Source organism: Streptomyces sp. NPDC058221 (genome assembly GCF_042882365.1).
GTDB lineage: Bacteria > Actinomycetota > Actinomycetes > Streptomycetales > Streptomycetaceae > Streptomyces.
Genome location: NZ_JBHVWF010000110.1, coordinates 14,191 through 28,980, shown reverse-complemented (window position 1 = coordinate 28,980; position 14,790 = coordinate 14,191). Strand labels below are relative to the sequence as shown.

The following is a 14,790-nucleotide window of genomic DNA, read 5'->3' as shown; positions in this document are numbered from 1 at the left end:
CCGCCGCCGCGCCCCGGGTCTCCCGCAGCACCTGACCGCGGAAGGTGGCCGGGGCGTCGGCGGGCGGCTGCTGCAGGGCGAAGATCGTCGTCCGCACCTCCTGGATCGTGGAGTCCAGCTCGTCGACGGCCCTGCTCAACAGCTCGTCGGCCTCTCCGGCGCCGGCCCGGCGGCGGGTCGACTCCAGCATCATCTCGGTGGCGAACAGCCGCTGGACGACGAGATCGTGCAGATCGCGGGCGATCCGGTCCCGGTCCTCGTACACCGCGAGCTGCTCGCGGTCGTGCTGGGCGTCCGCCAGGACCAGAGCCAGCGCGGCCTGTGAGGCGAACTGCGAGGCCAGCAGCCGGTCCATGGCCGTGTACGGGCGGTCGCCACGCCGCCGGGGCAGGGCGAGGGTGCCGATGAGCCGCCCGCCGCTCTGCAGCGGAAGCATCATGCTGGGGCCGAACCGGGACCGTACGTGGGTGGTCATCCGGGGATCGGTCGCCGAGTCCTCCAGGAAGACCGGCTCACCGCCCAGCAGCTGGACCAGGACCGGGGCGTCGGGGGCGATGGTGGTGCCCACCAGACCGGCCGGGTCGTCGAGTGTGGACGCGGCGACGATCTCCATGCCGCCCGCCTCGTTCGGCTGGAGGATCACCCCGGCCGACGCGTTGCTGAGGATCCTGGCCCGTTCCGCCACGGTCATCAGGGCGTCGGCGGCGTTCTCCCCGGTCAGCAGGGTGTTGGTGACCGCGGCCGCGCCCTCGATCCAGCGCTCCCGCTGCCGGGCCGTCTCGTACAGCCGGGCGTTGCCGATCGCGATCCCGGCCTGCGAGGCGAGGACCCGCAGGAGCCCCGCGTCGGTGTCGGTGAAGTGCGCGGTGCTCTTCTCGGTGAGGTAGATGTTCCCGAAGACCTTGTCGTCGACCCGGATCGCGGCGCCGAGGAACGAGTGCATCGGCGGGTGCCCGGCCGGCATACCGGTGGAGCGAGGGTCGGTGGTCAGGTCGTCGGAGCGCAGCGGCTGCGCCTCGTCGATGAGCGCGCCGAGCATGCCCGAGTGGCCGTCGGGGAAGTCACCGATGGCTTCTCGTTCGGCCTCGCTCACTCCGGAGACGAACAGCTCACTGATGGTGCCGCGCACGGGGTCCAGAACCCCCAGTGCCCCGTAGCGGGCCTCGGTGAGCGCGGTGGCGGTGTCGATGATCTGCTGCAGCGTGGCACGGAGTTCGAGATCCGTGCCGACGCTCAGCACCGCCTCCAGCAGCATCGGCAGGCGAGGTGTCCGCTGGATCCTCCTGGAGGGCGCCGTGTCGCCCGGTTCGTCCGTCATCCGCCGTACGACCCGCGGTGCTCAGCAGGACAGCGGGTCGAGGACCATCGGGCGGATCTTGCCGTCCAGCATGGCGCCGAGCCCCAGCACGGCGCAGACGTCGGGCCGTTCGGCGATGTGCACCGGCATGCCGGTGGCGTCACGCAGCATCTGGTCCAGGCCGGGCAGCAGCGCGCTGCCGCCGACCATCATGATCCCGCAGTCGGCGAGGTCGGCCACCAGGTCGGGCGGGCAGTCCCGCAGCACCTTGCCCAGACCGTCGAGGACCGCGGTCAGCGGGCGGTGGATCGCCTGCCGCACCGCGGCGGTGTCGACCTGCACGGAGCGGGCGAGGCCGGTCGCCACGTCACGGCCGTGGATCTCGGTCACGGCGGGCCCGTGCGGGGTCAGACCGTTGCCGCTGAGCGCCAGTTGCAGCGGGCGTACCGACTGGCTCGGCAGCATCAGCTCGTGGAACTGGCGCAGATGCTGGATCACCGCGTGGTCGATCGCTTCGCCGCCGATCGGGATGCGTACCGCGGTCACGATCGAGCCGAGCGAGAGCACCGCGATCTGGGTGGTCGCGGCCCCGCACACCATGATCATGGTGGCGGTCGGCTGCTCGACCGGCAGCCCGCAGCCGACGGCCGCCGCGATCAGCGTGTCGACCAGTTCGACCCGGCGCGCGCCGAGGCCGACCATGGTCTCGACGGCGGCCCGCTGGGCGAGCGGATCGCTGTCGTGCGGGGTGCAGGCGGCGGCCCGCAGCCGGGGCTTGCGGCGCAGCTGCCGGCGGAGCTTCTCGCCGAGCAGCTGGCGCAGCATGCGCTGGGCCATCTCGATGTCCACGACCGTTCCGCCGGAGACCGGCCGGACCACCCGGATGTAGTCGGGGGTGCGTCCCGTCATCTGCTCGGCGAGCGCGCCGACGGCGATGAGCGATCCGGTACGGGTGTTCACCGCGGCGGCGCTCGGCTCGTCGACGACGAGCCCGAGCCCCTTCACGTACACGCGGGTCCGGGCGGCCCCGAGGTCGACGGCGACATGGCAACGGCGCAACTGCTCAAGGCTGACGGTCACGGCAGTTCTCCCGAGAGCGCTGATGGGGGTACCGACGGGCAGCCGGCTGTCTTCGTATCGTGCGCCGGTGGGAGGTGTTGTGCGCGCTGGGATGCGCCGTAGGAGGTACCGGGCTGACGGCTCGTCGGCCGGTGGCTCCGTCAGGCTCCGTCAGCGGGGGAGCAGCCGTTGGAGCAGGCCCCAGGTGAACTCGGCGACATACGGTTCGCCGGTGACCGGGGCGGTGATCGCGAGGGCCCACCGGGTCGGTGCGCTGCCCTCCATCGGACGGGCCGGGGCGAAGGCCCGCGCCACCTCGTCCACGGTGCAGGACCAGGGGCGCAGATCCGCCACCGTGCCGAGCGCGGGGGAGGGTGCGCCGGGGGCCCGCACCAGCCACTCGTTCCACACGGCGCCGCCCGGCCCTGCCATCACCTCGAACCGCAGATCCGGCCAGAGCGGCACCGGCCACAGCAGCGCGTCGCACTCCAGATCACCGACCGTGCGGCGCACGGAGGACTCGGGTTCGCCGAGCACGGACCGGTAGCGGCGCAGCGACCCTCGTCCCCTCGGCGCCCGCACCATGGCCTGCCAGCGCCGGTTCGCCTCGCGCATCTCGGCGAGCGTGGCGCTCAGTTCGTGCCGGGCCTCCTCGACGAGGCCGGGCTGGTGGTCGGCCATCCGGCGCAACAGGACAAGCTGGAACTCTCGGGGGCCGAAGGGCGTGGCAGTGGTCATGGAACCAACGCTTCCACACAGGATCCTCACCTGAGCCGCTTTCTCTGTTGTCCGACGGGCATCTAATCTGCGGGCGCCATGGATTACTGCCACACCTGTCAGCGGCATCTCAACGGCGCCCTGGCCTGTGCCGGATGCGGAACCCCCGCGGAGGCGCTGAGCCACTACGCCGTGCCCACCCCGTCGTCGGGCCACGAGCCGGACGCGCGGGACGAGAAGGCCGCGCCGCCCCGTCCCGGAGGCCGGCGCCGCCGGGGGCACGAGGCTGCCCGGGCGGGGCGCGGTGCCGCACCGGCGGGGCACGGCGGGCGTGGTTCGCGCCGGCGCGAGGAGCCGGAGGCCCGGCCGCGCCGGGGCCGCCGGGCCCGCAGTCGTCGCGGCCGCACGGTGCTGGTGGCGCTGCTCGGGGTGGTCCTCGCGGCGGGAGCGCTGAGCCTGGCCGAGCTGGCGACCGAACAGGGCGGCGACGACCGTGCGTCGGACTACGTACGCGAGTCGGCCGCGGTCACGACCGCGCCCGCCCCGCAGGCCACGGCGAGCGGGTCCGTCGAGCCGCCCGGGCCGGTGGGCACACCCGCGGGCCGCCCCTCGGTGGTCCCGGCCACCGACGGCCACCCCTCCGCCGCCGCCCGCACGGGCCGGGCGCGCCCGGAGCGCACCGCATCGGCCCCGGCGGCCACCGCGAAGACGTCCGGCGTTCCGTCCGATGAGCACGGGGTCCCGTCCGCCGATCCCTCCGAGCCGGACGGCACGGGTGACGACCCCTCGCAGCCTCCGCCCCCGGAGCAGCCCACACCCACACCCACGCCCACGCCGACACCCACCCCGACGCCGTCCCCCTCGGACTCGGGCGGCTGCTGGTTCCTGTGGTTCTGCTGAGGCGCTGGAGACCTTCAGGGACCTCCAGGACCTTCTAGAGCTCCTGGTCCTGGACGGGCGGCTCCATGCCGAGCATCCGGCGCAGCAGATCCCGCAGCACAGCCCGGTCCGCGTCGGTGAGGCCGGCCAGCGGCTCACGGGCGAAGTCGAGCGATTCACGCAACTGCCGCGCCGTCCGGGTGCCCTTCTCGGTGGGCGCGGCCAGCTTCACCCGCCGGTCGGCCGGGTCGGGGCGACGCTCCACCAGACCGCGTACCTCCAGCCGGTCGACGATGCCGGTCACGTTGGACGGCTCGCACTTCAGCTTCTGCGCGATCCTGCGCATGGGCATCGGTTCCAGGGAGAGGAGCCCGAGGACCCGGGCCTGCGCACCGGTGAGGCTGTGTGCGGCCGCGGCCTCCTCGTACTCCTCGTAGTAACGCGCCACGACGGTGCCGATCAGCTCGACGACTTCGAGGGTCAGAGGGTCTGCACGAGGGGTGGCCATGACGACCAGGGTAGCCGGTTACTTGACAACATGAAATATCCAGGAGCATGGTTGTTTCACAACATGAAGCTTTTTCGGCTCCGGCCGAACGGCCCCCACACCCCCGGAGCATTGAGGAGACACCGAGCCCATGTCTGCAGCACTTCCCACGTCCAGCCGTGAATGGCACCTCGTAGCCCGTCCGCACGGCTGGCCGAAGCCCGAGGATTTCGCGCTGCGTGAGGCACCGGTCACCGCTCCCGCCGAGGGCCGGGTCCTCGTCCGCAATCTGCATTTCTCCGTCGACCCGTACATGCGCGGCCGGATGAACGACGTGAAGTCGTACACCCCGCCGTTCAAGCTGGACCACCCCATGGAGGGTGGCGCGGTCGGCGAGGTCGTCGCCTCCAACGCCGAGGGCTTCGCGGTCGGCGACCACGTCCTGCACGGCCTCGGCTGGCGTGAGTACGCCGATGTCCCGGCCAAGCACGCCGTGAAGGTCGACGCCTCCCTCGCCCCGCTCTCCGCCTACCTCGGCGTGCTCGGCATGACCGGGCTGACCGCCTATGCGGGCCTCTTCGAGGTCGCCTCCTTCAAGGAGGGTGACGCGGTCTTCGTCTCCGGCGCCGCCGGCGCGGTCGGCAGTCAGGTCGGTCAGCTGGCGAAGCTCAAGGGCGCCTCGCGCGTCATCGGCTCCGCGGGCTCCGACGAGAAGGTCAAGCTGCTGGTGGAGGAGTACGGCTTCAACGCCGCGTTCAACTACAAGAACGGCCCCGTCGGCGAGCAGCTGCGCAAGGCCGCCCCCGACGGCATCGACGTCTACTTCGACAACGTCGGCGGCGAGCACCTCGAAGCCGCGATCTCCTCGTTCAACGTGCACGGCCGCGCCACCATCTGCGGCATGATCGCGCAGTACAACGCGACCGAGCCGACCCCGGCCCCGCGCAACCTCGCGCTGGTCATCGGCAAGCGGCTGCGTCTGCAGGGCATGCTCGTCGGCGATCACGCCGACCTGCAGGGCCAGTTCGTCCAGGACGTGGCCGGCTGGCTGGCCTCCGGCGAGCTGAAGTACCGCGAGACCGTCGTCGAGGGAATCGAGAACGGCTTCGAGGCCTTCGCCGGCCTGCTCCGCGGCGAGAACACCGGAAAGATGATCGTTTCCCTCGGCTGACACCGCTGTCGGGGCACCCGTTAGGCTCATCCCAGGCCGTCGCGATCGTGGGCGCGAGTCGCGGCGCATCAGCAGGAGGATTCACAGATATGACCATTCAGGACATCGCCGTTGCGTACACCGCCGTCGCCACAGCCGAGAACGGCCGTGACGGCCGGGTCTCCTCGGACGACGGCAAGCTCGACGTGGTCGTCAACCCGCCGAAGGAGATGGGCGGAAGCGGCGCGGGCACCAACCCGGAGCAGCTCTTCGCGGCCGGCTACAGCGCCTGCTTCCAGGGCGCGCTGGGCGTCGTGGCCCGCCAGGAGAAGGCCGACATCTCCGGCTCCACGGTGACCGCCGCGGTCTCCATCGGCAAGACCGAGGCCGGTGGCTTCGGCCTGGAGGTCGCGATCACCGCGACCATTCCGAACGTCGACAAGGCGACCGCGCAGGCGCTCATCGAGAAGGCGCACCAGGTGTGCCCGTACTCGAACGCCACACGCGGCAACATCAAGGTCGAGCTGTCGGTCGTCTGACCCAGCCGTACCACCCGTACCGCGCGCAGCGTCGGTACGCGGCCGAGGGCCGCATCCCGTTCGGGGTGCGGCCCTCGGCCTTGTTCGGCGGAGACCGGCGGGCACCGGACGGGCCCGCCCCGACTCCCCGGTCAGCGGCGTCGCCCGCGCACGTACGCTGACGGCATGCGTGATGCGGCAGCAGGGTTCGGCTATCTGATCAACGGGCAGCGCTGGGTCGCCCGGCACGGGCGGTGGTTCGGTTTCGGCCTGATCCCCGGCCTCATCACCCTGGTGGTGTACGCGGGCGCGCTCGTCGGCCTCGGTTACGGGGCCGACGACCTGGCGTCCTGGGCGACCCCCTTCGCCGACGACTGGTCCTCGCCCTGGCTCGGGCTGCTCCGCACCACCCTGACCGTGCTGGTCTTCGCCTTCGGCCTGTTCTTGGCCGTGATCACGTTCACCGCCGTGACGCTGCTGGTCGGGCAGCCCTTCTACGAGTCGCTCTCCGAGGAGGTCGACCGGGCCGAGGGTGGCGAGGTCCCCGAGTCGGGGCTGCCGCTCTGGCGGGAGCTGTGGATCTCCGCCCGTGACAGTGTCCGCATCCTGGTGCGGGTCGCCCTGTACGCCGTGCTGCTCTTCGCCCTCGGCTTCGTGCCGGTCGCCGGCCAGACCGTCGTCCCGCTGATCGGCTTCTGCGTCACCGGCTACTTCCTTGCCGAGGAGCTCACCGCCGTCGCGCTCCAGCGCCGCGGCATGGTGCTCAAGGACCGGCTGGTCCTGCTGCGCGGCCGCCGTCTGCTGATCCTCGGCTTCGGCGTACCGCTGGGCCTCGCCTTCCTGGTCCCGTTCGTCGCCGTCTTCCTGATGCCGGGGGCGGTCGCCGGAGCGACCCTGCTGGCACGCGACCTGGTGGGGGAGGACGGCGCCGCGGCCGGCCCGGACGACGCGGAGGCCGACGGGACGGTGCCGTCCGCCCCGTCGCACCCCCTCGGCGACTGAGGCGCCGGCCGCCCGGATCAGCTCGTGTGCACCTCCAGCGCGGTGCGGACCGCGGACTCCAGCGCCCCCTCGATCCAGGCGGGCTTGATGGAGGTATGGCAGCCGGCGAAGTGCAACGGTCCCTCGGCGGAGCGCACATCGGCGAACAGCTCGGTGTGCTGGCCGGGCAGCAGCACGGAGGCTTCGCCGTACGCGTACGGGTCGCGCATCCACGACTGGGTGGCACCCGCCCCCGTGTAGAAGACCTCGACGCGCTGCCCGTACACGTCCTGCACCCCGCCCAGCGCGTGCGGGTAGCGCTCGTCGTCGTCCAGCGAGTCCCACTTCAGGGCGTCGTCGGCCCAGCTGTACGAGGCGAGGAGGACGCCGCCCCTGCTGCCGTCGACCGGGTGGGAGGGCTGGTACATGAACCGGTTGGCGTTGTCGGTGACCGATCCGCCGCCGATGACGTGTGCCGCCTCGGGCTGGTTGCGGGCGGTCGCGCGGTACGCCGCGTAGTGCACGCGCTGGTTGGGCGGCAGGTGACCGGCCGGCACGGAGGGGTGCGCGCCCAGCAGCGAACCGTCCGCCGGGGCCTTGCCGAGCCGGTACGCCTCGTACAGACCGGGCCTGATCCTGTCCAGCTCGTCCTTCCAGTCCTTCTCCTCGAACTCCCACCAGCGGCGGCTGAATTCGAGCAGCACCTTGGTGGCCGCGTCGTAGTGGACCTCGGTGATCGCGCGCCGCTTGCCGTACGAGAGCGCGGGGCTGACCGCGATGTGGCGCAGCCCCGAGAACGGCACGGTGACGATCAGCCGGTCGCCGGTGAACGTCTCCCGCACGACCGTGCCGTCCCGGCCCTCGGACACCGTCTCGACGTGGACGCCGTCGTCCCCGTGGGTGATCCGGGCGGCCCGGCGGTCCAGCCGCACCAGGTCCTTGACCCGGGCGTACATCGCGTCGGCCAGCGTCGCCGTGCCGTCGGGCAGTTCGTAGAACGCGGTGTCCGGGCTGATCAGGGAGGCCCCGATGAAGCTGTGCACAAAGGCGAGATGGAGCCGGGAGGTGAGGTTCTCGACCGTGCCGATGAGGTCGATCGTGCGCTCGTCGAGCTTGGCCGCCTCGGTCAGGAAGCGGAACATCGACCAGTGGCCGTACCGCTGGATGACCCGGGCCCAGCCCTTGACGAGCTCCGCTCCCTCCTTGCCCTCGAACTCCTTGCGCACGGGGGCGAAGGCCTCCCGCACGATGGTCGAGGCCGTCTTGTCCTCGAACGCGGCGGGGACGCCGAAGGAACGGTTGACCGCCTGCGGCTTCTTCGCGTAGTCGGCCTTGCGGACCCGGACGCCGTTGACGTGGATCCAGGTGTGGTTGGCGGGCCGGCCCTCGGCGTCGACGTCGACGAGGTGGAAGCGGCGCCGCTTCAGCTCGAAGCTGTCCATCAGCCCGGTGACGAGCGGGTGGCTGTCGGGGATCCGCATCGCGCCGGCCTCGGCGTACTGCTTCGGGTCGGCGAAGGGCGACTTGGCGTTCTCGTGCCCGCCCGTGCGGAAGGTCTTGATCCGGCCGCCGACGCGGTTGCCGTTGGCCTCGATCACCGTGACGGTGTGCCCGGCCCTGCGGAGCAGGTGGGCGGCGGTGAGCCCGGCCGGGCCCGCGCCGATGACCAGCACCTTCTTCGGTGCCTTCCTGCTGCGCGGCAGGCCCTTGGAGAGCAGGACGTCGCGGTAGTACGGCACCAGCGACTTGTCCTGGTCGTCCGTCACGAGGATGGCGCGGGCGACCGCCAGGCAGGCCTCCCAGTCGGATCCGGGGGCCGCCGCAGGGGCGGGGGCGGCAGGTGCCGCGGGGGAGCCGGGTGCGGCGGCGTTCGCCGAGGTCACGGCGGTCGCGGCGAGGGCGGTGGCACCGGCGGCGGCGCCCGCGATCAGGGTGCGCCTGGAGGGCAGGCCGGAGGTCGGTTCGGCAGGCTTGGAAGTCATGCGGCCACCCTGGGGGGCGCGGAACGGGGCGCATTCCGCGGACGCGCGTAGATCGTCCGGAATCACCCTCAGGTGGAGCTTAACGATCTTGTCGTATTGGCGTTGTCGCAGGTCATGTCACTCGTGGGTGGGTTTGCGGCGGTCTTCGGAGGCCGCTGCGGAATCCGGCTCGGAGGTGGCTGCGGGGTCGGGCCGCAGCAGTCGCAGGAAGTCCTGGAACGCCGCCGGCATGTCCACTGTGTCCGGGTCGAGCAGCCACTGGTACTGCAGCCCGTCCATCGTCGCGACCAGCAGCGGGGCGGCGCGCTCCGGGGTGAGCCCGCCCGGCAGCCGCTCGCCGAACTCGGCGCGCAGCATCGCCGCCATGCTCGACCTGACCTGTGTGTAGCGGTGGGTGAAGAACTCCCGCGCCGGGTGCTCCTCCGTGACGCTCTCGCCGAGCAGTGCCGAGAAGGTCTGCACGACGCCGGGGCGCATCGCGTTGTACTCGACGAGTGAGCCGAGCAGCTCCGTCCGCCAGCCGCCGTCGCTGCGGGGCCCGCCGCCGGTGTCCCACTGGTCCCGTTCCTCCAGGACGGCGACGAGCATCGCCTCCTTGGTGGGGAAGTAGTGCAGCAGCCCCTGCTGGCTCAGGCCGACCCGCTCGGCGACCGCACCCAGCGTGGCCCCCCGGTAGCCTCGCTCGGCGATCACCTCCAGAGTGGCGCGGAGGATCTCCGCCCGCCGCTCCGCGCTCCTGGCCCGCGCCATCACCCCGGCCCCTTTCGGTGCTTCTCCGGTCCCTCTTCCAGGACCGTACGCCATGCCTGTACGTTACGTATCGATAACGAACCCTACCGTTCTACCGGTGTCGGGTCACCATGGAGACATCCGGCAGAGGATCCCGACGAGGAGGCACGGCCGTGGCAGACGCGTCCGCATCCATTCACCCCGAGGCGGCCCGCGAGGCCGCCGTCGAAGCGGCCCTGGCCGCGCTCGGGCTCGACGACAAGGCGCGGCTGCTCGCCGGGCAGGACGTGTGGTCGCTGCCCGCGCTGCCCGCCGTCGGGCTGCGGTCGCTGGTCATGTCGGACGGGCCGATCGGGGTGCGCGGCGTCAGCTGGAGCGCCGACGACCCGTCCGTCGCGCTGCCCTCGCCCACCGCCCTCGCCGCGACCTGGGACCCGTCCCTGGCCCGCCGCGCCGGACATCTGCTGGCACAGGAGGCCCGCCGCAAGGGCGTGCACGTGCTGCTCGCCCCGACCGTCAATCTGCACCGGTCCCCGCTGGGCGGGCGGCACTTCGAGGCCTACAGCGAGGACCCGTATCTCACCGGCGAGATCGGCACCGGCTATGTGCGCGGTGTGCAGGACGGCGGCGTCGGCACGACGGTCAAGCACTTCGTCGCCAACGACGCCGAGACCGAGCGCTTCACCGTCGACAACATCGTCGCCCCGCGCGCCCTGCGCGAGCTCTACCTGGCCCCCTTCGAACGCATCGTCACCAACGCCCACCCGTGGGGCATCATGGCCGCCTACAACCGGGTCAACGGCCCCACCATGACCGAGCACCGCTACCTCCAGAACGAGGTGCTGCGCGGCGAGTGGGGCTTCGACGGCTTCGTCGTCTCCGACTGGCTTGCCGCCCGTGCCACCGTCGCCGCCGTCACCGGCGGCCTCGACGTCGCGATGCCAGGCCCGAAGACGGTGTACGGGCCGGCCCTCGCCGCCGCGGTGCGGGCCGGTGAGGTCGAGGAGTCCGTCGTGGACACGGCGGCGCGCAACGTGCTGCGGCTGGCCGCCCGCGTCGGCGCGCTGGACGGCGCCCCGCCCGTGGTGGCCGAGGCCGACCGACCGGCCGCCGTCGACGGCGACGCCCTGGCCCGCGAGATCGCCCAGCGCTCCTTCGTGCTGGTGCGCAACGAGCGGGACACGCTCCCCATCGACCCGTCCGCCGTCCGCAAGGTCGCACTCAGCGGCGCCCTCGCCCGCGACGCCCGGGTGCTCGGCGGCGGCTCCGCACAGGTCTTCCCGCACCACATCGTCTCCCCGCTCGACGGCCTGCTCGCAGCGCTCCCCGAGGACGTGCTCGACTACCGGACCGGCGCCGACCCGAACGACGAACTCACCCCCGCGGAGAAGGGGTTCACGCTCAAGGCGGTCTGCTACGACGCCGCGGGCACGGTCATCGGATCGGCCCCGCTGCCCACCGGCGCCGTCCAGTGGATCGGCACCGACCTGCCCGACGGGGTGACCCACGAGACCCTGCACAGCGTCGAGATCACCGGCACCTTCCTCCCGCGCGACAGCGGCGAGCACATCTTCGGCACGCGGGGCACCGGAGAGCTCACCCTCACCGTCGCGGGCACGGTGCTCTACGACGAGGTGCACCGGATCAGCGGCTCCGCCGACCCGGGCGAGGCGTTCTTCGGCACTCCCCGGGAGCGCGGCCGGGTCACGCTCACCGCGGGCGAACCCGTCGAGGTCTCGCTCCGGCGGGTCCCCGACACCCTCGGCGTCGGCTCACCCATCCCCGGCGTCCTGTTCTCCCTCTGCCACCTCGGCCCGCGCCGCGACCCGGCCGAGCTGATCGCCGAGGCCGTCGAGGCCGCCCGCGCGGCGGACACCGCGATCGTCGTCGTCGGCACCACCGAACGCGTCGAGTCCGAGGGCTTCGACCGCTCCGATCTGCGGCTCCCCGGTCACCAGGACGATCTGGTCCGGGCCGTCGTCGCCGTCAACCCGGACACCGTCGTGATCGTCAACTCCGGCTCCCCGGTGGAGCTTCCTTGGCGGGACGACGTCGCCGCCGTGCTGCTCAGCTGGTTCCCCGGCCAGGAGGGCGGCGCGGCGCTCGCCGACGTCCTGCTCGGGTCCGCCGAACCGGGCGGCCGGCTCCCCACCACCTGGCCCGCGGTCCTCGCCGACGCACCGGTTGCCGCCACCACCCCCACCGACGGTGAACTCCACTACGACGAGGGCGTCTTCATCGGCTACCGGGCCTGGGAGAAGGCCGGCACCGCACCCGCCTACCCCTTCGGGCACGGACTCGGCTACACCAGCTGGACGTACGAGACCCTGACCGCCACAGCCGGCGCCGCCACCGTCCGCGTCACCAACACGGGCACCCGGCCGGGCGCCGAGACCGTCCAGCTCTACCTGGCCCCGCAGGCCGACACGGTCGAGCGACCCCTGCGGGTCCTGGCCGGCTTCGCCCGGGTCGAGGCGGCCCCCGGGCAGAGCGTCGAGGTGACGGTCCCGCTGGAGCGGCGCGCCTACGAGATCTGGGACGAGAAGGCCCACGGCTGGACCGTCGTCCCCGGTGCGTACGAGGTGCAGGCGGCCCGTTCGCTCAGCGACGTACGGCTGACCGCGCGCGTGGAGATCAGGGAGTAGCGGGCCCGGCGCCACAGCGGGCCCGGCCCTCACATACGGAAGAGCCCCGGAGCGGTCCCTGACCCCGCTCCGGGGCTCTTCTCCGCCGTACCGTCCCAGCCGTACCGTCTCAGCGCACCGAGAAGCCGTACACCGTCGTCGACACGAACTCCTCGCCCGGCCGCAGCACCGTGCCGGGGAACTCCGGACGGTTCGGGGAGTCCGGGAAGTGCTGCGTCTCCAGCGCGACGCCGGCACACGGCCCGAACGGCTCCCCATCGAAGTGGTCCGCCGTGTAGAGCTGAAGGCCCGGCTCCGTCGTCGTCACGGTCAGGACGCGCCCCGACACCTCGTCGTACAGTTCGGCCGCAGGGCCCGCCGCGTCCGCGTCCAGCACGAAGTTGTGGTCGTACCCCGTGGTGAGGGGCCGCGGCTCCCGGAAGTCGAACCGGGTGTCCGCCACCGGCAGGAACTCGCCCGTCGGCAACGACTCGGCGTCGGCCGGGGTGATCCGGCCGGCCGCGATCCGCAGCCGCTGCCCGAGCGCGCTGCCGTGGTCGGCGCCCGCCAGATTCCAGTAGGTGTGGTTCGTGAGGTTCAGCACGGTCGGCGCGTCCGTCGTCGCCCGGTACGAGATCCGCAGCGCCCCGCCCTCGTCGAGCGCGTAGGCCACCGAGAGCTCCAGCCGTCCAGGGAAGCCCTCCTCCCCGTCGGCCGAGACCAGGGACAGCTCCACCCCGTCAGCGGTCTCCCGGGCGTCCCACACGCGCTTGTCGAAGCCGCGGGCGCCGCCGTGCACATGGTTGCGCCCCTCGTTGCGCGTGACGTGACGGGTCCGCCCGTCCAGCTCGAACGCCGCGCCGCCGATCCGGTTCGCGTACCGCCCGACCAGCGCGCCGAAGTAGGGGCCGGTGTACTTCCGGTACGAGGCGAGATCCGGCAGCCCGAGCGCCACACCGGCCCGCGCACCCGTACGGTCCGGCACCTCGACCGACTGCACGATGCCGCCGTACGTCAGCAGGCGCACCCGCGTACCGTCGCGCTCCAGCGTCCAGCGGCGCACGGGCGTGCCGTCCCCGAGGGTGCCGAAGTCTTCCGTACGTGTCGCCGTGCCCGAACCCGTGTCCATGATCACGAACTCTAGACCGGGCGGTCCCTATGCGGGGGGCCGGGCCGCCGTGACGTTGCGGTACGCGATCTCGGCCAGCCGGGCCTGCCCGTTGCGTCCCGGGTGGAACCAGTCCCACTGGCTGAGCTGCTTGCCGGTGAACCGGTAGTCGAAGACCGCCCCGCCGTCGTAACGGCAGCGCACGTCCTTCGCGCACACCTCGCGCAGCACCTCGTTGTACGCCACCACCCGCTCCTGCACCGCCGAGCGCCGGGCCACCGCCGATGTGCTCATGTCGTCCGCGTTCGCCAGCATCGACTTGCAGATACCCAGCTTCCAGATCTGCTTGCCCAGCTGATTGCCGCGCCCCGTCGACCAGAGCCGCTTCAGATCCGGCACGCTCGACACGTACACCTGCGTCTTGGGCGCCGCGCTGCGCAGCCGGCGCATGGACGCCTCGAACGACGCGCGGAAATCGGCCACTGATGTCATGGCCCGCTCCGAGTCCCGGCAGGCGTCGTTGGCGCCGATCATCACCGTCACCAGATCCGGGTCCTCCTTCGCTGCCAGCGCCATCTGCTCCGGCAGCTGGGCGATCCGGGCCCCCGTCTCCGCGTGGTTCCAGCTGTGGTCCGCCGCGCCGGAGGCGCCGAGCAGCCGTACCGCGAGGCTGCGCACCGAGCTGTCCGTACCGGTCGACCAGGACACCTCGGGACAGTCCGCCAGCACCGAGCAGGCGTCGAACCCGCGGGTGATGGAGTCCCCGACCGCCGCGACCGAATTCGGGCTGCGGTCCCAGACCGGCGCGGCCGCCGCGTGGTGCTCCCCGGCCGACGCACCCTTCGTCGTACTGCCCGACCCGGAGTCACATCCGGCCAGTGCGGCCGTGCCGAGGAACGACAACACGGCCAGCGCGGCCATGGACGCGCGCGAGCGGTGCCGTACGGGGCGATCCGGCATTCCCTCGTCCTCTCCCGTCCATTCCATGCCCCCGGCAAACCCTGTTGGCACCGGTCGGCGGGCCGTCGCGCTCTGCCGGGTGAATGCTGAGCGAATCCTGGGCCCAGGACCGACGGTACGTCACACCTCGGACGCCGCCGCACGGTAGCTTTTCCACGTCGAACCAGTGGCTCCTCGGGTCACCCGGCTCCACTCGGGTGGCTTCCTCACATCACATCACGTCACATACTGTCCCTTTTCCGGAGATTAACTCCCGATGCTGTTTACTGATGACAACCTCGGGCAGCGGCCGAGAAGAG

13 protein-coding genes are annotated in these 14,790 nt (G+C 72.2%); 5 read left to right on the top strand and 8 right to left on the bottom strand.

The features are described from left to right. The 3 genes from ACFVW8_RS28415 to ACFVW8_RS28405 form a co-directional block, all read right to left on the bottom strand. On the bottom strand, window positions 1-1,318 hold a 1,318-nt coding region (locus ACFVW8_RS28415), incomplete at its 3' end, for a GAF domain-containing protein (protein WP_389694868.1). 21 nt (window positions 1,319-1,339) lie between these two features. Beyond that, the gene (locus ACFVW8_RS28410; RefSeq protein ID WP_389694866.1) at window positions 1,340-2,377 is read right to left on the bottom strand and encodes a rod shape-determining protein; all 1,038 of its coding nucleotides are present in this window, start codon (window positions 2,375-2,377) and stop codon (window positions 1,340-1,342) included. Window positions 2,378-2,527: 150 nt separating this feature from the next. Next, on the bottom strand, window positions 2,528-3,094 hold the full coding sequence (locus ACFVW8_RS28405; protein ID WP_389694864.1) for a hypothetical protein: 567 nt from the start codon (window positions 3,092-3,094) through the stop codon (window positions 2,528-2,530). Between the two features lie 78 nt (window positions 3,095-3,172). Between ACFVW8_RS28405 and ACFVW8_RS28400 the strand changes: the two genes are divergently transcribed. Beyond that, a complete protein-coding gene (locus ACFVW8_RS28400; RefSeq protein WP_389694862.1) occupies window positions 3,173-3,973 on the top strand; it encodes a hypothetical protein in 801 nt (266 codons plus the stop codon). Window positions 3,974-4,007: 34 nt separating this feature from the next. Here ACFVW8_RS28400 and ACFVW8_RS28395 read toward each other — a convergent pair whose 3' ends face one another. Then, window positions 4,008-4,460 (bottom strand): MarR family winged helix-turn-helix transcriptional regulator, encoded by a 453-nt coding sequence (locus ACFVW8_RS28395; RefSeq protein ID WP_389694860.1) that lies wholly within the window; start codon window positions 4,458-4,460, stop codon window positions 4,008-4,010. Between the two features lie 130 nt (window positions 4,461-4,590). On the opposite strand from ACFVW8_RS28395, the gene ACFVW8_RS28390 reads away from it, so the two are divergent. The 3 genes from ACFVW8_RS28390 (at window position 4,591) to ACFVW8_RS28380 (ending at window position 7,109) form a co-directional block, all read left to right on the top strand. Next, window positions 4,591-5,610, top strand: coding sequence for an NADP-dependent oxidoreductase (locus ACFVW8_RS28390; protein ID WP_389694858.1), 1,020 nt, complete (start codon window positions 4,591-4,593; stop codon window positions 5,608-5,610). 89 nt (window positions 5,611-5,699) lie between these two features. Next, a complete protein-coding gene (locus ACFVW8_RS28385; protein ID WP_389694856.1) occupies window positions 5,700-6,128 on the top strand; it encodes an organic hydroperoxide resistance protein in 429 nt (142 codons plus the stop codon). Between the two features lie 165 nt (window positions 6,129-6,293). Then, a complete protein-coding gene (locus ACFVW8_RS28380; RefSeq protein ID WP_389694854.1) occupies window positions 6,294-7,109 on the top strand; it encodes an EI24 domain-containing protein in 816 nt (271 codons plus the stop codon). 17 nt (window positions 7,110-7,126) lie between these two features. On the opposite strand, the gene ACFVW8_RS28375 is transcribed toward ACFVW8_RS28380, so the two are convergent. Beyond that, window positions 7,127-9,070, bottom strand: coding sequence for a flavin monoamine oxidase family protein (locus ACFVW8_RS28375; protein WP_389694852.1), 1,944 nt, complete (start codon window positions 9,068-9,070; stop codon window positions 7,127-7,129). Window positions 9,071-9,187: 117 nt separating this feature from the next. Then, window positions 9,188-9,820 carry a TetR/AcrR family transcriptional regulator gene (locus ACFVW8_RS28370; RefSeq protein WP_389694850.1) on the bottom strand — a complete coding sequence of 211 codons (633 nt, stop codon included), beginning with the start codon at window positions 9,818-9,820 and terminating at the stop codon, window positions 9,188-9,190. 152 nt (window positions 9,821-9,972) lie between these two features. Between ACFVW8_RS28370 and ACFVW8_RS28365 the strand changes: the two genes are divergently transcribed. Continuing rightward, entirely contained in the window at window positions 9,973-12,444 is a 2,472-nt protein-coding gene (locus ACFVW8_RS28365; protein WP_389694848.1) for a glycoside hydrolase family 3 protein, read from the top strand. Window positions 12,445-12,553: 109 nt separating this feature from the next. On the opposite strand, the gene ACFVW8_RS28360 is transcribed toward ACFVW8_RS28365, so the two are convergent. Beyond that, window positions 12,554-13,552, bottom strand: coding sequence for an aldose epimerase family protein (locus tag ACFVW8_RS28360; RefSeq protein ID WP_389694846.1), 999 nt, complete (start codon window positions 13,550-13,552; stop codon window positions 12,554-12,556). Window positions 13,553-13,579: 27 nt separating this feature from the next. Next, entirely contained in the window at window positions 13,580-14,491 is a 912-nt protein-coding gene (locus ACFVW8_RS28355; protein ID WP_389694844.1) for an SGNH/GDSL hydrolase family protein, read from the bottom strand. Between the last annotated feature and the right edge of the window lie 299 nt (window positions 14,492-14,790).